This window comes from Methyloversatilis sp., assembly GCF_965284615.1.
GTDB lineage: Bacteria > Pseudomonadota > Gammaproteobacteria > Burkholderiales > Rhodocyclaceae > Methyloversatilis.
The window spans coordinates 356,337-375,354 of sequence record NZ_OZ260098.1 but is presented as its reverse complement, the minus strand read 5'-3'; the positions used below and the strand labels follow the sequence as shown (position 1 = coordinate 375,354).

The window sequence follows — 19,018 nt, the reverse complement described above, 5'->3', positions numbered from 1 at the left end:
GATGGCGGCGGCGCCGCGAAGGCGCGCCGGCTCTGTCGGCATGCTGGACCGACAGCCGCCCACGGCAGGGGTTCCGCAAGGCGGGGGCTGGCCCCGCCCGCGTCAGATCACCGGCGCCAGCCAGCGCTTCATGATGGGCTCGGGCATACCCTTGCGCGCGGCCAGATCGGCCACCTGATCGGCACCGACCTTGGTGATCGCGAAGTACTGCGCGTCCGGGTGGGCGAGGTAGAAGCCGCTCACCGCCGCCGTCGGCAGCATGGCGTAGCTCTCGGTCAGCGACACGCCGATCGCGGCTTCCGCGTCGAGCAGGCGGAACAGGTCGCCCTTCTCGGTGTGGTCCGGGCAGGCCGGATAACCCGGCGCCGGGCGGATGCCGCGGTACTTCTCGGCGATCAGCGCTGCATTGTCGAGCTGTTCTTCGCGCGCATAGCCCCAGTCCTCGCGCCGCACCTTTGCGTGCAGGTACTCGGCGAAGGCTTCGGCCAGACGGTCGGCCAGCGCCTTCAGCATGATGCTGCTGTAGTCGTCGTGCGTCTTCTCGAACTCGGCCAGCTTCGTCTCGATGCCGATGCCGGCAGTCACCACGAAAGCACCGGCCCAGTCGGCCACGCCACTGGCACGAGGCGCAACGAAATCCGACAGGCAGTAGTGCGGCTTGCCGGCCGGGCGCTCGTGCTGCTGACGCAGGTTGTGCCAGGTCATCGCGGTGTTCAGGCGCGTTTCGTCGGAATAGAACTCGATGTCGTCACCGCGGCTGTTGGCCGGCCAGATGCCATACACGGCGCGCGCGGTGAGCCACTTGCCGGCTATCACCTGCTGCAGCATGGCCTGCGCATCGGCGAGCAGCTTGCGCGCCTCCTCGCCGACGATCTCGTCGTCGAGGATGGCCGGGTACGGGCCCGACAGTTCCCAGGTCTGGAAGAACGGACCCCAGTCGATGTAGTTGACCAGCACCGACAGGTCCTGGTCCTCGATCACCTGACGGCCGATCTTCTGCGGCCGCTCGGGGATCACCTCGCTGCCCCAGCCGCAGCAGTAGGCGTTGTCGCGCGCGTCGTTCAGCGACACCAGCTTCTGGCCCTTCTTGGCCGCATGCTGTTCGCGGATCTTCGCGTAGTCGGCCGCCACTTCTTCGGCATAGGCCGCGCGCTGATCCTTCGACAGCAGGCTGGTGGCGACGCCGACGGCGCGCGAGGCGTCCGGCACATACACCACCGGAGATGCGTAATTCGGCGCGATCTTGATCGCGGTGTGCGCACGCGATGTGGTGGCGCCGCCGATCAGCAGCGGAATGTCGAAGCCCTCGCGCGTCATTTCCGACGCGACGTGGCTCATCTCTTCCAGCGACGGCGTGATCAGGCCCGACAGGCCGATGATGTCGGCCTTATGCTCGCGTGCGGTCTGCAGGATGCGGTCGCACGAAACCATGACGCCGAGATCGATCACGTCGTAGCCGTTGCAGCCGAGCACCACGCCGACGATGTTCTTGCCGATGTCGTGCACGTCGCCCTTCACCGTCGCCATGACGACGCGGCCCTTGGTTTCGCCGACCTTCTTCGACGCCTCGATATAGGGCTGCAGATGCGCCACCGCCTGCTTCATCACGCGCGCCGATTTCACCACCTGCGGCAGGAACATCTTGCCGGCGCCGAACAGGTCGCCGACATGGTTCATGCCGGCCATCAGCGGGCCTTCGATCACCGCCAGCGGCGGCTTGCCTTCGGCTTCCAGCCGCGCGCGCACCTCTTCGGTGTCCTCGACGACGAATTCGGTGATGCCCTTGACCAGCGCGTGCTCGAGTCGTTTCTCGACCGGCCATTCGCGCCAGGCCAGATCCTGCGTCGATTCCTTGGCCTGTCCCTTCACCGTGATCGCGAACTCGACCAGCGCGTCGCCGGCACCGGGGTGGCGGTTCAGCACCACGTCCTCGACCTTGTCGCGCAGCGGCTGCGGGATGTCTTCGTACACGCCGAGCTGGCCGGCGTTCACGATGCCCATCGACAGGCCGTTGCGGATCGCGTGGTACAGGAACACCGTGTGGATGGCCTCGCGCACCGGGTCGTTGCCGCGGAAGGAGAAGCTCACGTTGGACACGCCGCCCGAAGTCTTCGCGTACGGCAGATTCTTGTGTATCCAGCCCACCGCTTCGATGTAATCGACCGCGTAGTTGTCGTGCTCGGCGATGCCGGTGGCGATGGCGAAGATGTTCGGATCGAAGATGATGTCTTCCGGCGGGAAGCCCACCTGTTCGGTCAGCAGCGTGTAGGCGCGCTGGCAGATTTCCGTCTTGCGCTGATAGGTGTCGGCCTGGCCCTTCTCGTCGAAAGCCATCACGATGACCGCCGCGCCGTAGCGGCGTGCGAGCTTCGCCTGGCGCAGGAATTCGGCCTCGCCTTCCTTCATCGAGATCGAGTTGATGACGCCCTTGCCCTGGATGCACTTCAGGCCGGCTTCGATCACGCTCCACTTCGACGAGTCGAGCATGATGGGCACGCGCGAAATGTCCGGCTCGGAGGCGATGAGCTTGAGGAAGCGCTCCATCGCGGCGACCGAATCCAGCATCGCCTCGTCCATATTGATGTCGATGACCTGGGCGCCGTTCTCGACCTGCTGGCGGGCCACCGCCAGCGCGTCGTCGAAGCGCGATTCCAGAATCATTTTCGCGAAGGCGCGCGAGCCGGTCACGTTGGTACGCTCGCCCACGTTCACGAACAGCGAGTCGGCGCCGACATTGAACGCTTCCAGCCCGGACAGGCGCAGCTTGCGCTCGATCTCCGGCACTGCACGCGGCGGCATGCCTTCCATCGCCTCGGCGAAGGCGCGGATGTGGTCGGGCGTGGTGCCGCAACAGCCGCCGACGATGTTCAGGAAGCCGGACTGCGCCCATTCGCGCAGGTGATTCACCATGTCGGCCGGCGTTTCGTCGTACTCGCCGAAGGCGTTCGGCAGGCCGGCGTTCGGGTGGGCGGACACGTGGGTATCGGCCAGATGCGCCAGTTCCTCGACGTGCTGGCGCATGTCCTTCGGACCGAGCGCGCAGTTGAAGCCGAAGGAGATCGGATTGGCGTGGCGCAGCGAATTCCAGAACGCCTCGGCGGTCTGGCCGGACAGCGTGCGGCCGGAGGCGTCGGTGATGGTGCCGGAAATCATGACCGGCCAGCGGCGGCCGACCTCGTCGAAGAACTTCTCGACCGCGAACACCGCCGCCTTCGCGTTCAGCGTGTCGAACACCGTCTCGATCAGCAGCAGGTCGGCGCCGCCTTCGGTCAGGCCGCGCGCGGCGGCGACGTAGTCATCGACCAGCTGGTCGAAACTCACGTTGCGGAAGCCCGGATCGTTCACGTCCGGCGACAGCGAACAGGTGCGCGAGGTCGGGCCGAGAACGCCAGCGACGAAGCGCGGCTTGTCCGGGTTCTTTGCGGTGTACTCGTCGCACGCCTCGCGCGCGATGCGCGCACCTTCGACGTTCAGCTCGCGCACGATGGCTTCCAGGCCGTATTCCGCCTGCGAAATCACCGTCGCGTTGAAGGTATTGGTTTCGATGATGTCCGCGCCGGCCTCGAGGTAGGCCGCGTGAATGCCGCGGATCACGTCCGGCCGCGTCAGCAGCAGCAGATCGTTGTTGCCCTTGAGGTCCTTCGGGTGATCGGCGAAGCGCGTGCCGCGGTAGTCGGCCTCGACCAGCCGGTGCTTCTGCACCATGGTGCCCATCGCGCCATCCAGGATCAGGATGCGGCGGGCCATCAGGGCCTTGAGCTGTTCGGTGCAGTCTGGACGAATCATCGGTCTCTCCGTGGAGCGGCGACCCGTGATCATCGAAAGGCAGGGGACAGAAACGAAAAACCCGCCGGACGCGGAAAGCGTGCTGACGGGTCGTGGGCAGCTCGCTTTAGCGGCATTTATAACGCGCCCGCAAGCTGGAGGCTCAAATCGGCGCGGACCCGCACCTTAAGGGGGTGCGGGGTTCAAGTCAAGTTTCAGCGGACGTCCATCGACAGGATCCAGCCGACCAGCTTGCTGGCGTCGGCTTCGTTGATCGCCACCGCATTGGGCGGCATCGCCAGACCCGCAGCCTTGCCCTTCCAGTGGCTGTCGTAGGGGTTGGAGCCCTTCATCACCGTCTGCACCAGCTGCTTCTGCGCGTCCTTGATGCCGTAGTAGCGCGCGGCGACGTCGCGCCACGGCGGGCCGACCGGCTTGTCCGCCTTGTTTGACGGCTCGACGCTGTGACAGACGGTGCAGCCACTGCTGGCGGCGAGCTTCAGCATGGCGGCATCCTTGGACGGATCGGCCATCGCCGGGCTGCTGCCGAGCGCGAGCGACAAGGCGCCTGCTGCAACTGCGTAACGGAAGGTGTTCATGGTCTTTCTCCCTGATGAATGTAGGCATCCGGTGCCGTGACGGTTCTCGTGAAACCGTTGCGGCATCTCATGTCGCCACGCTAATCCCCCACGATGGATAGGGGATTGACGTGCATCAAGGGCGTGCTGCGGCGCAAAAACTATCGCTTCGCACGCGAAAGACCGACTCGGTCAGAAGCAGTTCGCCTCGGCCAGCCCGAGCCGGCAGCTCCACTGGAACTGTTCGCGCGCCTGCTTGATCGAGCGCTGGAACATCGCGGTCGGCTCGGCCAGGATGGCGTCCGGCAGCGGCACAGCCGGGACGGCACCGCTGCCGTTGGTGAAGAAGCGCAGGAAGCAGGTTTCTTCCTTGTCGCAGCTCTGTTCGATCACGCGGTTGTAGTAGGCGCGGTCGCGCGCCGACGCTTCGGGCACGACGATGAACTGCATCAGGCCGAGCCGGCCGGCGACGATCCAGTCCTGCGTGTTCGCCGGCTCCTGTCCGGCATGCGCGCCGGCAGACAGTGTGAGCGCACCGAGCAGCGCGCACAGCATGCGTTTCATGGCTTCTCCTCCGGATCGGCGCAAACGCGCCGCCTGCCGGTCAGACCGACCCGGCGCTGCCCGGTTCGTCGTCGGTGCCGGCGCGGCGCGTGCGCAGGCTGCCCTCGACCATGCGGTACTCGAACAGCCGGCATTCGAGCGCGCCATTGAACAGCGGCGTGCGCCGGCTCGCCTTCAGCTTGATCAGCTTGGGGAAGTCCGGGTCGGCGGTGATGAAATGGCAGCGCCAGCCGGCGTAGCGCTGCTTCAGCAGGTCGCCCAGCTTCGGGTAGAAGGCGTCCAGCGCCGGTTTGTCTTCCAGCCGCACGCCGTAGGGCGGGTTGGTCACCATGACGCCGTGGTCGGCCGGCGGATCGCGGTCCAGCAGGTCGGCGCCCTCGACCTTCACCACCCAGGGCAGCTTGGCCGCCTGCAGGTTCTCCTTGGTGCGCGCCAGCTCGCGGCCGGAAATGTCGGAGCCGAAGATGGGCAGCTCGCGCGGCGGCTGGGCGCGCGCGGCGGCGGCGTCACGGATGGTCGTCCATACCGCGGCGCTGAACGGCGTCAGCTTTTCGAAGGCGAAGCTGCGGCCGAGGCCGGGCGCGATGTCGAGCGCCATCTGCGCCGCTTCGATCAGGAAGGTGCCGCTGCCGCACATCGGGTCGAAGAAGGGCTCCACCCTGTCCCAGCCGGACAGCATGATGATGCCGGCGGCGAGGTTTTCCTTGATCGGCGCTTCCACCGCGGCCACCTTGAAGCCGCGCTTGTACAGCGGCTCGCCCGAGGTATCGAGGTAGAGCGTGGCTTCGCGGTCGGTCAGGAAGACGTGGGCGCGCACGTCCGGATTGGCGGTGTCGATGCTGGGCCGCTGCCGGGTCTGTTCGCGCATGCGGTCGCAGATCGCGTCCTTCACCCGCAGCGTCACGAAATCGACGCTCTTCAGCGGCGAGCGCACCGCGGTCGTGTAGACGCGCAGCGTGCGTTTCGGGCTGAACCAGCGCTCCCAGGGCAGGCCGTAGGCCAGCTTGAAGATGTCGTCTTCCTTACGGTACGGCCCCTGGCCGACACGCCACAGCACGCGGGTGGCGATGCGGCTTTCCAGGTTGACGGTGTAGGCCAGCTTCCAGTCGCCGGTGAAGCCGACGCCGCCCGGCACGACTTTGACGTCGGCCGCACCGAGCCGCGTCAGCTCGTCGGCCAGCACCGGTTCGAGGCCGCGCGGACAGGGCGAGAAAAAATGCTGGCCCGACTGCAGCTCAGGCTCTTCGCGCACGACGCGACGGACGGCGCGCACGCCGGGCTTCGGAGAATTCGGAGTGTTCATGGTTCAGAAAGGCTTCAGCACGACGAGGATGACGACCAGGAACAGCACCAGCACCGGCGCTTCGTTGAACCAGCGGTACCAGACGTGGCTGCGCGTGTTCCGCCCGGCTTCGAAGTCCCGCAGCAGGCGGGCGCAGTAGTGGTGGTAGCCGACCAGCAGCAGCACCAGCGTGAGCTTGGCGTGCATCCAGCCGCCGGAAATGCCTTCGCCCAGCCACAGCCAGAGGCCGAAGCCGACCGCCAGCCCGGCCAGCGGGCCCATGAAGCGCAGCAGCTTGCGCGACATCAGCAGCAGGCGGTCGCGCACCGCGGTTTCGTCCGGCCCGAGCATGGCCAGATTGACGAAGATGCGCGGCAGGTAGAACAGGCCGGCAAACCAGCTGGTGACGAAAACGATGTGCAGGGCCTTGGCCCAGAGGTAACTGCTTTGCATGGTTGACAGGGTCAGGAGGTCGTGGAAGGAGAATTCAGTGCGGCGGCGAGCACGGCGTTGACGTCGGGCCGCGCCAGCCGGACGCGCAGTTCGCGCTTCATGCGGCGGTTGTCGAGCACGCGCGACTCACCCATGAAGGAAAGCGTCATCGGCGACAGCTTCTGCGCCGCCTCGGCGCGCGTGACGCGCGGCGGGCGCGGCAGCGCGAAGGCGTCGGCGACGCGGTCGAAATAGTCGGCCATCTTCAGCCGGGTGTCGTCGCTGGCATTGAAGGTACGGCCGCCGCGGGCGCGGTGCAGCGCGGCCCAGGCCAGGCGGGCGAGATCTCCGGCGTCGATGTGATTGGTGTGCACGTCGTCGTCGGTCTGCAGCACCGGATCACCGCGCTGCAGGCGCTCAAGCGGCAGGCGGTCCGGCCCGTAGATGCCGGGCGCACGCAGGATGGATACGGCAACGCCACGCCGCGCCAGCGTGCGCACGGCGCGCTCGGCATCGACCCGTCGCTTGCCGCGGGCGCTGGCCGGCCGCAACGGCCGGCTCTCCGGCACGAGGGCACCGCCGCAGTCGCCGTACACGCCGCTGGTGCTGATGTAACAGAGCCGACGCACACGACCGGCGCGCGCCAGCGCGTTGACCAGCGCCCGGCTGCGCGGGTCGGTCGCCGACCCCGAATTCGGCGGCGGCGCGAAATGCCACACCCGGCTGGCGAGCGCGGCGACGCGCAGAAGGCTGCGCCGCTCATCGAGGTCGGCGCGCACGCAGCGCACGCCCAGCGGGCGCAAGTCGGCCGCCGCGGCATCGCTGCGCACGAGCGCCAGCACGCGTATCCGGCGGGCAAGCCACGGCAGGGCGCGACGCGCAACGTCGCCACAGCCTACAATCAGCAGTCTTGACCGGGCGCCGCACCAGTTTGCGGGGGTGGCGCGTCGCGGTCTGCTCGTCATCTTCATTACCGGATTGTCTCACGCAGCCATGTCCTATCAGGTCACGCTCCAGCCCAGCCAGCATCACTTCACCACCGATTCCGAAACCCGCCTGCTCGACGCCGCCCTGGCCGCCGGCTTCAACCTGCCCTACGGCTGCCGCAACGGCGCCTGCGGTTCGTGCAAGGGCAAGGTGCTGTCCGGCACCGTCGATTACGGCAAGTACCAGGCCGCCAAGCTGACCGAGGCCGAGAAGGCCCAGGGCTATGCGCTGTTCTGCGTCGCCACCGCCTGTTCGGACCTGCAGCTGGAATGCCGCGAAGTGGGCGGCCTGAAGGACATCGCGGTGCGTACCCTGCCCACCCGCGTGCAGGAAATGCAGAAACTCGCACCCGACGTGATGCTGCTCAAGCTGAAGCTGCCGGCCAACGAACGCCTGCAGTTCCTGGCCGGCCAGTACATCGACTTCCTGCTGAAGGAAGGCAAGCGCCGCAGCTTCTCGATCGCCAACGCGCCGCACGACGACGAATTCATCACGCTGCATATCCGCGAGGTGCCGGGCGGCCATTTCACCGGCCACGTGTTCGGTGCGATGAAGGAACGCGACATCCTGCGTTTCGAGGGCCCGCACGGCAGTTTCTTCCTGCGCGAGGACGTCGAGCGGCCAGTGATCATGCTGGCCGGTGGCACGGGTTTCGCGCCGATCAAGGCGGTGATCGAACACGCGATCAAGATCGGCTACACGCAGCCGATCACGCTGTACTGGGGCGCACGCACGAAACAGGACCTGTACATGCACGAACTGGCCCAGAGCTGGGTCGGCGCCCTGCCCGGCTTCCGCTACGTGCCGGTACTGTCGGAGCCGGCTGCCGGCGACGAGTGGGATGGTCGCACCGGCTTCGTCCATCAGGTCGTCATGGCCGATCTGCCCGACCTGTCGGGTCACCAGGTCTATGCCTGTGGCGGCCCGGCGATGATCGATGCGGCGAAGGAGGACTTCACCCGCCAGTGCCGTCTGCCGATAGAACACTTTCACGCTGACTCCTTCACCTATTCAACGTAATCGACGTAATGGACCAGGACGTTTTCTTCACCCGGGAACCGGTGGTCAACAAGCAGCGGGCGATCACTGCCACACGGCTGCGCGTGCACGCACCGGACTCCGCGACGGCGGTGGCCGCGCTCGAATCGATCGGCGATGACTGGCCGCTGGCGCGCCCGGTCTTTGTCGGCCTCGCCGGCTGCCGGCCGGACGCCACGCTGGCCGACTGGATCGCGCCGGAAGGCGCCATGCTGGAGGTCGCCGCGCCCTCGCTGGCCGACCCGGTGACCGCACAGGCGGTGTCGCAACTGGCGCAGTCCGGCCTGCCGCTGGTGCTGTCCGATTACAAGGCCGGGACTGAAATCCCTGCCGGCCTCGCCTTCCGCTTCGTGATGGCCGACGCCCGCGTGCAGCCGGTCACCATCCGCGTGCCGGGCATCCTGATCGCCACCGGCATCGACGAGCCGGCCGCTTTCGATGCCGCGATCAAGGCCGGTTACGGCGGTGCCGCCGGCTGGTTCTTCAAGGCCGGCCAGACGACGGCGAAGAAGCTCGCGCCGGCGCATGCACAGATCGTGCGCGTGCTGAACCTGGTCCGCCGCAACGCCGACCCCAAACAGATCGAGGACGCGATGAAGCAGGACGTGGCGCTGTCCTTCAAGCTGCTGCGCTACATCAATTCGGCCGGCTTCGGCCTGATGTGCCAGGTGCAGTCCTTCCGCCACGCCGTGGTCATCCTCGGCTACGAAAAGCTGAACAAGTGGCTGTCGCTGCTGCTGGTGACCGCCGGCAAGGACCCGTCGGCGCCGGCGCTGATGCAGGCGGCGATCGCCCGCGGCCGGCTGATGGAAGTGCTGGGCGCCGAGTTCTTCCCGCGCGAGGAACACGACAATCTGTTCATCACCGGCGCCTTTTCGCTGCTCGACCGCCTGCTCGGCGCGCCGATGGACAAGGTGCTGGAGGAAATGTCGCTGCCGGACCGCATCAGCGACGCCCTGCTCGGCCAGGACGGCGCCTACACGCCCTTCCTGAAACTGGCCCGCGCCTGCGAGGACGCCTCGGCCGACGCGCTGTCGGAATTGACGCACGCACTCGGCCTGAGTGCCGACGCCGTCAATCGCGCCCAGCTGTCGGCGCTGAAGTTCGCCGATACGCTGGAGTTCTGAGTTCCGGTTCGGAAGACCGCGCAGCCGACAGCGTTCCGGCAATAACCCGCCGACCTGCCGTCGGAGCCGGTCTTTTCCCGGTGGGAGCGAGCTTGCTCGCGATAGCAGCCCTGATCGAAGCGGGCGGCCCGCCACTGCCACGGGTGAATCCGTGTCGTATCAGGCCTTCGACAGCGCCTTCAAGGCCTGGCGGATGCCATCCGACACGCTGACGCCTTCCGGCAGCGTCTTCAGCGCCGCTTGCGCCTCGCGGTCGCTGTAGCCGAGCGCCATCAGCGCGTTCAGGATGTCGGCGCCGGCATCGGGCGCGACCGCGGCGGCCAGCGACGCGGTGGGCATCAGCTTGTCGCGCAGCTCCAGCAGCAGCCGCTCGGCCGTCTTCTTGCCGATGCCCGGGATCTTGGTCAGCCGCCCCGCCTCCTGCATCGCCACCACGCGCGCCAGTTCATCGACCGACATGCCGGACAGCACGGCCAGCGCCATGCGCGGGCCGATGCCGCTGATCTTCACCAGCTGGCGGAAGGCCGCCAGCTCGGACGGCGCACCGAAGCCGAACAGGAAGTGCCCGTCCTCGCGGACGACGAAATGCGTGTGCAGGGTCACCCGCTCACCGATGGCAGGCAGATTGTAGAAGGTGCTCATCGGCACATCGACTTCATAACCCACACCCTGCACGTCGAGCAGGATGCGCGGCGGATTCTTTTCCAGCAGCGAGCCGGTGAGGCGACCGATCATGAAAACTCCGGGAGACTGAAGGCGCTTGCCGCGAGGGATGCGGTCAGGCCGGACGACGGGCGATGATACGCCCGCCGCGACGGCGCGCGCCGGGGCCGCCGATGGCGCCCATGCCGCGCGCAGCGTGCGCGTGGCAGATGGCGCAGGCCAGCGCGTCGGCGGCGTCGGTGCCGGGCGCGGCGGCCAGCGCCAGCAAGCGGGCCACCATGTACTGCACCTGCTCCTTGTTGGCCTTGCCGTGCCCGACCACCGCCTGCTTCACCTGCAACGCAGTGTACTCGGCGACCGGCAGGCCGGTGGCGGTCAGCGCCGACAGCGCGGCGCCGCGCGCCTGACCGAGCAGCAGCGTCGATTGCGGGTTCACGTTCACGAAGACGATTTCCACCGCCGCGTGCGTCGGCTGCCAGGTGTTGACCACCTCGCGGATACCGGCGAACAGCGTGGCGATGCGCGACGGCAAGGGCTCGCGTTCGTTCGAGGTGATGCGGCCGCTGGCGACGTAACGCAACTTCGCACCCTCGGCTTCGAGCACGCCGAAGCCGGTGATGCGCAGGCCGGGATCGATGCCCAGGATGCGCATGCCGCTCACTGCACGATGCCGCTGCCGACGTTGATGCGCTCGAGTTGCTCGCGGATGCGGATCGGGTCGTCAGAACGCAGCAGCTTGATCACGCGCGGCGCGATGTCGCCGCAATCGCAGCGCAGCACCTCGCGCTTCACCTCCAGCAGCTGCGACGGATGCATCGAGAACTGGCGCAGACCCATGCCCAGCAGCAGGCGTGCGAACTGCGGTTCGCCGGCCATCTCACCGCACACCGCCACCGGCATGCCGGCCCGCTTCGCCTGCGCGATCACCTGCTGCACCAGGCGCAGCACGGCCGGATGCAGCGGGTCGTAAAGATGCGCCACCGCCTCGTCGGCGCGGTCGATCGCCAGCGTGTACTGAATCAGGTCATTGGTGCCGATGGACAGGAAGCTGAAGTGGTTCATCAGCGTGCCGAGCGCCAGCGCCGCAGCCGGGATCTCGACCATGGCGCCGATCTCGACACGGTCGTCGAACTTGCGGTTCGCCTCGCGCAGCTGCTGCTTGGCCAGCGCGACCATCGCAAGCGCCGATTCGATCTCGTGCTGGAAAGCCACCATGGGCAGCATGATGCGCACCTTGCCGTAGTGCGCGGCGCGCAGGATGGCGCGCAGCTGGGTGACGAACATGCGCGGTTCGGCCAGGCAGTAGCGGATCGCGCGCAGGCCCAGCGCCGGGTTTGCTTCGCTGCGCTCGGCGCCACGCAGCGCCTTGTCGGCGCCGATGTCCAGCGTACGCAAGGTGACCGGCTTGCCCTTCATCGCCTGCACCACGCTGCGGTAGGCCTCGAACTGCTCGTCCTCGTCCGGCAGGTCGTCGCGGTTCAGGAACATGAACTCAGTGCGGAACAGACCGATGCCATCGGCTTCGACCTCGCGCACCTGTTCGACGTCCTGTGGCAGTTCGATGTTGGCGAACAGCTGCACCGCCTCGCCGTCGAGCGTGGTGGCGACGGCGCCGGTCAGGCGCTTCAGTTTCGAGCGCTCGATCTCGATCTCGCGCGCACGCAGCCGGTATTCGTCGAGGATGCGCTCGTCCGGATTGATGATGAGTACGCCGCGCACGCCATCGACGATGAGCATGTCATCGTCCTGGATCAGCCGGCGCGCCTGGTGCATGCCGACCAGCGCCGGAATCGCCAGGCTGCGGGCAACGATGGCAGTGTGCGATGTGGCGCCGCCCAGATCGGTGACGAAGGCGGCAATGCGCTGCGCCTTGAACTGTATGGTGTCGGCCGGCGACAGGTCGTGCGCGACGACGATGCTGTCGGTGTCGCGCCGGCGGGTACTGACGCGATTGCGCTTGCCGGCCAGCGCCTTGATCACGCGCTCGACCACCTGCACCACGTCGGCGCTGCGGCTGCGCAGGTAGGCGTCGTCGATCTGTTCGAACTGCTCGACCAGACGATCCATCTGCCGCTTGATCGCCCACTCGGCGTTGCAGCGGCGGCTGCGGATGTACTCACCGGCCTCGTCGAGCAGCAGCGGATCGTCGAGAATCATGCTGTGCAGGTTGACGAAAGCGAGCAGTTCGCCGCGCGCCTCGGTGCCGTCGTTCAGCAGGCCGCTGCGCAGCTCGGCCAGTTCGGCGCGCACCGCGTCGAAGGCGCGGCCCAGTCGGACCACTTCGTCATCGACCTTGCGCGGCGGCAGCGAATAGTGGGCCACCTCGAGCGTCGCGTGCGACACAAGATAGGCGTGACCGATCGCGATGCCGCCGGAAACGGCGAGACCGTGCAGCGTAAAGGTCACTTACTCGCCCTCGCCGAACTTGTCCTCGATCAGCGCGACCAGTGCAGCCATGGCAGCGTCGGCGTCGGCGCCTTCGGTCTCGATGACGATGACCGAGCCCTTGGCGGCCGCCAGCATCATGACGCCCATGATGCTCTTCGCATTGATGCGTCGCCCGTTGCGCTCCAGCCACACCTCGCAGCCGTGGCGGCTGGCGATCTGGGTCAGCTTGGCCGAGGCGCGCGCGTGCAGGCCCAGCTTGTTGGTGATCTCGATCTCATGTCTTGGCATCGCGCCCCACCTTCATCGCCATCACTCCGTCGCGGCCACCGCTGACCGCCTTGTTGACCAGCCCGTGCAGCGTCTCGCGCTCGCGATAGGTCAGCGTGCGCAGCAGCATGGGCAGATTGACGCCGGACACCGCCTCGACCTTGTCCGGCACGCACAGTTTGAGCGCCAGATTGGATGGCGTGGCGCCGAAGATGTCGGTCAGCAGCAGCACGCCTTCACCGCTGTTGACGACGGACATCATCCGCCGCGCCAGCGGCAGCAGGTCCAGCGGATCGTCCTGCCCGGACACGCCGAGCTGCGCGATCTGCGCCGGCCGCGTGTTGAGCACGTGGCAGGCGCACTGGATCAGCGACTCGCCATAGCTGCTGTGCGTAATCAGAAACAGGCCGATCATCGTTTGAATTCTCCCTTGGCGGCATTCTAAGCGCTGCAACCGGCTTGAACCGGGATGCCGGCACGGCGGACTGCGCAGATCAGAAGCGGGCGCAGCGCTCGCAAGGCACCTGCACCACGGTATGGTCTTCCAGCCGCACCGCGGTGAGCTCGCCGCCCCACAGGCAACCCGAGTCCAGCGCGATCAGATTGGAAGCGCGGCGATAGCCCAGCGCCGACCAGTGGCCGCACACCACGGTGTGCGTACGCCAGCGCGCAGCCTCGACGTCGAACCACGGCAGGTGTCCCGGCGGCGGCTCGTCCGGCGAGCCCTTGCTGAAGAACTCCATGTGCCCGGCCGGCGTGCAGAAGCGCATCCGCGTGAGCGCATTGACGATGACGCGCAGGCGGTCCCAGCCGGTCAGCGTGTCGCTCCAGGCCGCCGGATCGCTGCCCCACATGCGATGCATGAACTCGGCGTGCTGTGGCCCGCGCAGCGCGTCCTCGACCTCGCGCGCCAGCAGCATCGCCTGCACCACGTCCCACTGCGGCAGCAGGCCCGCATGCACCATCGCGAACCCGCCTTCGACGTGCATCATCGGCCGCTCGCGCAACCAGGCCAGCAGCTCGTCGCGGTCAGGCGCATCGAGTACGTGGTGGAAGGTGTCCAGCCGGTGCTGCTTGCCGTGACCGGCGGCGATCATCAGCAGCGACAGGTCGTGGTTGCCGAGCACGGTCACCGCAGCGTCGCCGAGATCGCGCACGAAACGCAGGGTTTCCAGCGACTTCGGACCACGATTGACCAGATCGCCGACAAACCACAGCCGGTCACGACAGCGATCGAAGCCGCAGCGCTCGAGCAGCGTTTCGAGCGGGTCGAAACAGCCCTGCAGATCGCCAATCGCCCAGGTGCTCATGCGCCGGTACCGCTGCGAACTTCGGCGGACGGAGCCGGCGACGGTGCCGGGCCGTCACCTTGCGGAATGTATTCCGGTACCCACTGCGCCAGTTCGGCTCGGACGGCGGCCGGCTCGGCCGGCAAGGGGCCGGTCAGCCAGCGCTCGAGCCGGCCCAGCCACAGCGCGTCATCGATCGCCCGCGCACGCGCGATACGCACCTTCGGGTGATGGGTCGGCCGCGTCGTCTCGTCGCTGGCCAACAGCTCCTCGTACAACTTTTCGCCCGGGCGCAGCCCTGTGAACTCGATCTTCACCTCGGATTCCGACGCGCCGGACAGACGGATCATGTCGCGCGCCAGGTCGGCAATGCGCACCGGCTCGCCCATGTCGAGCACGAAAATCTCCCCGCCCTCGCCCATCAGCGCCGCCTGCAGCACCAGCTGTGCCGCCTCGGGGATGGACATGAAGTAACGGATGATGTCCGGGTGAGTGACCGTGACCGGACCGCCACGGGCGATCTGTTCCTGGAACTTCGGGATGACGCTGCCGGCACTGCCCAGTACGTTGCCGAAGCGCACCGTGCTGAACAGGGTATCGCCGCCACGCGCCGCCAGCGCCTGGCAGCCCATCTCGGCCAGCCGCTTGGTCGCGCCCATCACGTTGACCGGATTCACCGCCTTGTCGGTCAACACCAGCACGAAACGCGGCACGCCGCTGGCCTGCGCAGCCCGTGCCGCGGCCAGCGTGCCGCCGACGTTGTTGCGCACGGCTTCCGCCGCGTTCACATCCTCCATCAGCGGCACATGCTTGTAGGCCGCCGCATGAAACACCACCACCGGCCTGAAGCGCGACATCGTCGCCAGCAGGCGGTCCTCCTCGCGCACATCACCGATCACCGGCTCGATGCGCACGTGCGGAAACAGCTCGGCGAACTCCTCGACCAGTGTGTAAAGGAAGAACTCGCTGCGCTCGAAGGCGACGATGGCCGACGGCGAGAACCGTGCGATCTGGCGGCACAGTTCCGAACCGATCGAACCGCCAGCGCCGGTGACCATCACCACCTGTCCCTCGATCAGCTGACGCAGTCGCGGCGCATCGATCTTGACCGGATCGCGACCGAGCAGATCCTCGACCTCTACTTCACGCACCGACGCCACCGCCACCTTGCCGCTGATCAGATCGTCAAAAGACGGCACCGTCATCGGCTTTACGCCGGCACGCACGCAGGCGTTCGCCGCTTCGCGCCGCACCTCGTGCGAGGCGTTGGGCATGGCGATGATGGCGTGCGACGCTCTCTGCTCACGGGCATGACGCTCAAGGTCTCGCACCGGTCCGAGCACACGCAAGCCGTAAAGCGTGCGGTCATGCTTGCGTGCATTGTCGTCCAGCAGCCCTACGACGCGCCACTGGCCCGAGCGGCCAATCTCGCGCAACAGGCTCGCAGCGGTCTCTCCTGCGCCAAGTATGAGCACCGGCTTTCCCTTGGCCATCAGTGCGCCGAACTCGCGCTTTTCGCGCCAAGCCCGGTAGGCGAACCGGGCGCCGCCCATCAGCATGATCAGCAGGATGGGGTCCAATACATAGACCGAACGCGGCACGACCACCCACATTGCCATCAGCACGATAACCGGGGCGCACAGCGACGCGGCCGCAACGGCACGCACCAGCTGCTGCAGATCCGGCAGGCTGGCGAAACGCCAGATGCCCTGATAAAGCCCGAACAGCCTGAACACGAACGCCTGCGCAGCCACTACCCAAGGCAGTGTGGAGACGAAGGAGTGAATGAACTCGGCTGGAATTGAGAAGTTGAAGCGCAGCAGATACGACAGATACCAGGCGACGGCGGCCAGGCCGATGTCGCACAGCGACACAACAGTAGCGCGAGAAATCGGGATGCTCATTGCGGTCCTCCTGCGGCCGTCTGTTCGAAGGCGCGCCAACGCCGGTTGACACGACGACCCATCAGTATGAAGAGCAGCGCCCACGCACCCAGCAGGGCCGGTCCGAAACGGGGAGCATTCAACTGCACCAGCACCGCGCAAGCAGCGCAACCGACCATGACCGCGAAGTATAGTTTCGCCGTACCCGCATGCCCGAAGCCCATGCGCACGAGGCGCTGATAGTAGTGCGTACGGTGCGGCTGCCAGACTCGCTCGCCACGTCGCAGACGTTGCAGCAGTGTCACTGTAGCGTCAGCGATGAACACGAGGAACACGAGCAGCGGCAGCCAAACGTCCCAGATGCCTCGCTGGACCCCGATCAAGCCGATTGCAGCAGCCAGGAAGCCCAATGGTATCGACCCGGCGTCCCCCATGAACACGCTGGCGGGATGCAGGTTACGCAACAGGAAAGCGAGTGCCGCACCGCACAGTACGGCGCTGACGACAGCCAATTCGCCGTCGCCGGCAAGCGAGGCCAGCAGCGCGTAGGCACTGAAACCGGACAGCGCCATCCCACCGGCCAACCCGTCCGAACCATCCATGAAATTGTACAGATTGGTCATCCAGACCATCGCGACGATCACCGGCAGTAGCCAGAGCGGATTGATCGACTGCATCAGCGCAAACGCCGCTGCCACCGCAATCTGAACAATGAAGCGAGGCACCGCAGGCAGCGAGAGGAAGTCATCGAGCAGAGAAATCGCAGCCAGAACCGGAACCGGCCACAACCAGAGCGGCGCGACGCCTCCGGGCAGCATGAGTGCCAGCGCCGAGCCTACGAGTATTGCGAGGCCCCCGAACCGTGGAACCGGCCGCGCATGCAAAGACCGTTCGTTCGGCCGGTCAACCGGCAGGAAGCGGTGTGCGCGCACGAGCAGCAACTGAAGCACGACAGCCGTCAGAAGAAAGGCGGTCAAGCCCGGCACGAAAAATTCGGGAAACATGGATCGGGACGGAACCACGCGGATCGCGTATGTCCCCTATCTTATCAAGCGGGGCGCTACCCGAGGCGTCGGTTCCACTCAGGCCGTGTCGCGTCCGCAGCGGCGCAGACCTTCGTCCAGCGACACTACCGGCGACCAGCCCAAGGTGCGTCGGGTGGCCGACACGTTAACCGACAAGTTGCCACACAGCCGCACCATCGCCGCCCGCTTTCCGCAGATCACGGCGATCAGCTCCAGTACTGCGGGTGGCAGCGGCCACAGCCTCGCCGGACGCCCGAACACGGCGGCCATGCGCTGCAGCAGTTCGGCGGTCGATACGTCCTGATCATCGCTGACCATCCAGATCGCCCCGACCGCCGACGGATGATCAATGCACAGCACAATAAGACTCACCAGGTTGTCGATCGCCACCAACGACCGACGGTTGTCGGTGACTGACGCCAGCGGCAACGGATAACCGCGGCGTACCCACTTCAGGAGACTTCCGAAGTTGCCGCCGACACCGGGGCCGTAGACCAGTGGCGGGCGGATGATGACGACCTCCATGCCACCCTGCGCCGCAATCTGCATCAATCCTGCTTCTGCATCGGCTTTGGAGCGCGCGTAGGCATCGGCCGGTCTCGGTATGTCGTCGGCTCGGTAAGGCTGCGATCTGCCTTCGCCATTGACTTTCACGCTGCTCACGAACACGAAACGCCGGACACCACGCTCGCGCGCACGACGCGCAAGCGCGAGCGTGCCCTGCGTATTGGCCTGCTGATGAAGGCGCTCGGCGTCGTCCTGACGCTCGTTCATCTGGTGCACACGAGCCGCCAGGTGCACGATCACGTCCGGACACTCGACACGATCGAGCCATTCGCACAACGGGCCAAGGTCGCCGCTGACCACCGTATCTGGCTGGCCGTCGTCGCGGCGCACCGCGCGAAGCACGCTGTGTCCAGCCGCCCCCAAGGCCGGGCAGAGCGCGCGGCCCACGAACCCTGATGCACCGGTGACCAGTACGCGCATGCTCAGATCAGCTCGCGATAGATGTCGAGCGTTTGCTCGGCCGAACGTGCCAACGAGAAATTCAACTCGGCTCTTGCGCGCCCGGCCGCCCCCATCCGCCGGCGCAGCTTCGGATCCACCACCAGCCGCGCCAGCTTGTCGGCGAGGTCTGCAGCGTCGCGCACGCGTGCCAGCAAGCCGTTGACCTCATCACACACGACGTCCCGGCACCCCGGCACATCGGTGGTCACGATGGGCCGGCCACTGGCGCACGCCTCGAGCAGTACCTTGGGTAAACCCTCGCGGTAGGACGGCAGGCACACGATGTGGCAGGCGGCAAGGGTAGCGGGCATGTCGGCGCAGTGTCCCATCCAGGAGACAAGGCCCGCATCGTGCCATGAGCGGAGCTGCTTTTCGCTGATCGCCGCCGGATTCTGGGAATCGGTCCCACCCGCCAGCACGCATTCGGCTTCAAACCCGCGCTCGCGCAGCAGCCTGGCTGCCTCGACAAATTCGGCGACGCCCTTGTCAACGAGCATGCGTGCAGGCAGCACGATGCGCACACGGCCCTCCGGCTCCGGTTGCACGATGAAGCGCTGCAAGTGACACCCACACCGGGGACCAGCCGAATCTGGTCCGCCGGGCACAGGCCCTCGTGCGGAAACATGGCTTGGTCGTCCCGGTTCTGGAGGATGAGCCGGCTTCCCGGCGCTGCCAGGACGAAACGCAACATCAGTCGGACAACCGGCCGCAGCAGCCGCGCC

General features: G+C 66.9%; 18 protein-coding genes and 1 riboswitch. Of the genes, 2 read left to right on the top strand and 16 right to left on the bottom strand.

Features of this window, described 5'->3' with window-relative positions:
• Positions 1 to 102: 102 nt before the first annotated feature.
• The 6 genes from metH to ACQ66H_RS01785 all read right to left on the bottom strand — a co-directional run bounded on the left by metH (position 103) and on the right by ACQ66H_RS01785 (position 7,592).
• A complete protein-coding gene (gene metH, locus ACQ66H_RS01810; protein ID WP_430432569.1) occupies positions 103 to 3,786 on the bottom strand; it encodes a methionine synthase in 3,684 nt (1,227 codons plus the stop codon).
• An 85-nt stretch (positions 3,787 to 3,871) separates the two neighbouring features.
• Positions 3,872 to 3,950, bottom strand: a riboswitch (SAM riboswitch).
• Between the two features lie 30 nt (positions 3,951 to 3,980).
• Positions 3,981 to 4,364 (bottom strand): c-type cytochrome, encoded by a 384-nt coding sequence (locus ACQ66H_RS01805; protein WP_304001546.1) that lies wholly within the window; start codon positions 4,362 to 4,364, stop codon positions 3,981 to 3,983.
• A 171-nt stretch (positions 4,365 to 4,535) separates the two neighbouring features.
• Positions 4,536 to 4,907, bottom strand: coding sequence for a hypothetical protein (locus ACQ66H_RS01800; protein WP_430432568.1), 372 nt, complete (start codon positions 4,905 to 4,907; stop codon positions 4,536 to 4,538).
• A 40-nt stretch (positions 4,908 to 4,947) separates the two neighbouring features.
• Positions 4,948 to 6,210, bottom strand: coding sequence for a THUMP domain-containing class I SAM-dependent RNA methyltransferase (locus ACQ66H_RS01795; RefSeq protein WP_430432567.1), 1,263 nt, complete (start codon positions 6,208 to 6,210; stop codon positions 4,948 to 4,950).
• Between the two features lie 3 nt (positions 6,211 to 6,213).
• Positions 6,214 to 6,642: a CopD family protein gene (locus ACQ66H_RS01790; protein ID WP_304033384.1), complete on the bottom strand. Its 429-nt coding sequence runs from the start codon at positions 6,640 to 6,642 to the stop codon at positions 6,214 to 6,216.
• Positions 6,643 to 6,653: 11 nt separating this feature from the next.
• Entirely contained in the window at positions 6,654 to 7,592 is a 939-nt protein-coding gene (locus ACQ66H_RS01785; protein WP_430432566.1) for an SDR family oxidoreductase, read from the bottom strand.
• A 22-nt stretch (positions 7,593 to 7,614) separates the two neighbouring features.
• Here ACQ66H_RS01785 and ACQ66H_RS01780 point away from each other — a divergent pair, with 22 nt between their 5' ends.
• Together ACQ66H_RS01780 and ACQ66H_RS01775 are read left to right on the top strand one after the other, a co-directional pair.
• Positions 7,615 to 8,628, top strand: a complete 1,014-nt coding sequence (locus tag ACQ66H_RS01780; RefSeq protein WP_430432565.1) for a CDP-6-deoxy-delta-3,4-glucoseen reductase — start codon at positions 7,615 to 7,617, stop codon at positions 8,626 to 8,628.
• 8 nt (positions 8,629 to 8,636) lie between these two features.
• The gene (locus ACQ66H_RS01775) at positions 8,637 to 9,773 is read left to right on the top strand and encodes an EAL and HDOD domain-containing protein (RefSeq protein ID WP_430432564.1); all 1,137 of its coding nucleotides are present in this window, start codon (positions 8,637 to 8,639) and stop codon (positions 9,771 to 9,773) included.
• A gap of 159 nt (positions 9,774 to 9,932) precedes the next feature.
• On the opposite strand, the gene ruvA is transcribed toward ACQ66H_RS01775, so the two are convergent.
• The 10 genes from ruvA to ACQ66H_RS01725 form a co-directional block, all read right to left on the bottom strand.
• Positions 9,933 to 10,508: a Holliday junction branch migration protein RuvA gene (gene ruvA / locus ACQ66H_RS01770; RefSeq protein ID WP_430432563.1), complete on the bottom strand. Its 576-nt coding sequence runs from the start codon at positions 10,506 to 10,508 to the stop codon at positions 9,933 to 9,935.
• Positions 10,509 to 10,551: 43 nt separating this feature from the next.
• Positions 10,552 to 11,088, bottom strand: a complete 537-nt coding sequence (ruvC, locus tag ACQ66H_RS01765) for a crossover junction endodeoxyribonuclease RuvC (protein WP_430432562.1) — start codon at positions 11,086 to 11,088, stop codon at positions 10,552 to 10,554.
• A gap of 5 nt (positions 11,089 to 11,093) precedes the next feature.
• The gene (ptsP, locus tag ACQ66H_RS01760; RefSeq protein ID WP_430432561.1) at positions 11,094 to 12,842 is read right to left on the bottom strand and encodes a phosphoenolpyruvate--protein phosphotransferase; all 1,749 of its coding nucleotides are present in this window, start codon (positions 12,840 to 12,842) and stop codon (positions 11,094 to 11,096) included.
• The gene (locus tag ACQ66H_RS01755; RefSeq protein ID WP_430432560.1) at positions 12,843 to 13,112 is read right to left on the bottom strand and encodes an HPr family phosphocarrier protein; all 270 of its coding nucleotides are present in this window, start codon (positions 13,110 to 13,112) and stop codon (positions 12,843 to 12,845) included.
• Positions 13,099 to 13,506 (bottom strand): PTS sugar transporter subunit IIA, encoded by a 408-nt coding sequence (locus tag ACQ66H_RS01750; protein ID WP_430432559.1) that lies wholly within the window; start codon positions 13,504 to 13,506, stop codon positions 13,099 to 13,101. Before ACQ66H_RS01750 ends, ACQ66H_RS01755 begins: the two co-directional genes overlap by 14 nt.
• 79 nt (positions 13,507 to 13,585) lie before the next feature.
• Complete coding sequence (locus ACQ66H_RS01745; protein ID WP_430432558.1) at positions 13,586 to 14,401, bottom strand: symmetrical bis(5'-nucleosyl)-tetraphosphatase; 816 nt, start codon at positions 14,399 to 14,401, stop codon at positions 13,586 to 13,588.
• Entirely contained in the window at positions 14,398 to 16,284 is a 1,887-nt protein-coding gene (locus tag ACQ66H_RS01740) for a polysaccharide biosynthesis protein (protein WP_430432557.1), read from the bottom strand. The genes ACQ66H_RS01745 and ACQ66H_RS01740 overlap by 4 nt, the downstream gene beginning before the upstream one ends.
• Complete coding sequence (locus tag ACQ66H_RS01735; protein WP_430432556.1) at positions 16,281 to 17,267, bottom strand: MraY family glycosyltransferase; 987 nt, start codon at positions 17,265 to 17,267, stop codon at positions 16,281 to 16,283. The genes ACQ66H_RS01740 and ACQ66H_RS01735 overlap by 4 nt, the downstream gene beginning before the upstream one ends.
• Before the next feature lie 78 nt (positions 17,268 to 17,345).
• Positions 17,346 to 18,275 carry an NAD-dependent epimerase/dehydratase family protein gene (locus ACQ66H_RS01730; RefSeq protein ID WP_430432555.1) on the bottom strand — a complete coding sequence of 310 codons (930 nt, stop codon included), beginning with the start codon at positions 18,273 to 18,275 and terminating at the stop codon, positions 17,346 to 17,348.
• A 2-nt stretch (positions 18,276 to 18,277) separates the two neighbouring features.
• Positions 18,278 to 18,856: a glycosyltransferase gene (locus ACQ66H_RS01725; protein ID WP_430432554.1), complete on the bottom strand. Its 579-nt coding sequence runs from the start codon at positions 18,854 to 18,856 to the stop codon at positions 18,278 to 18,280.
• Between the last annotated feature and the right edge of the window lie 162 nt (positions 18,857 to 19,018).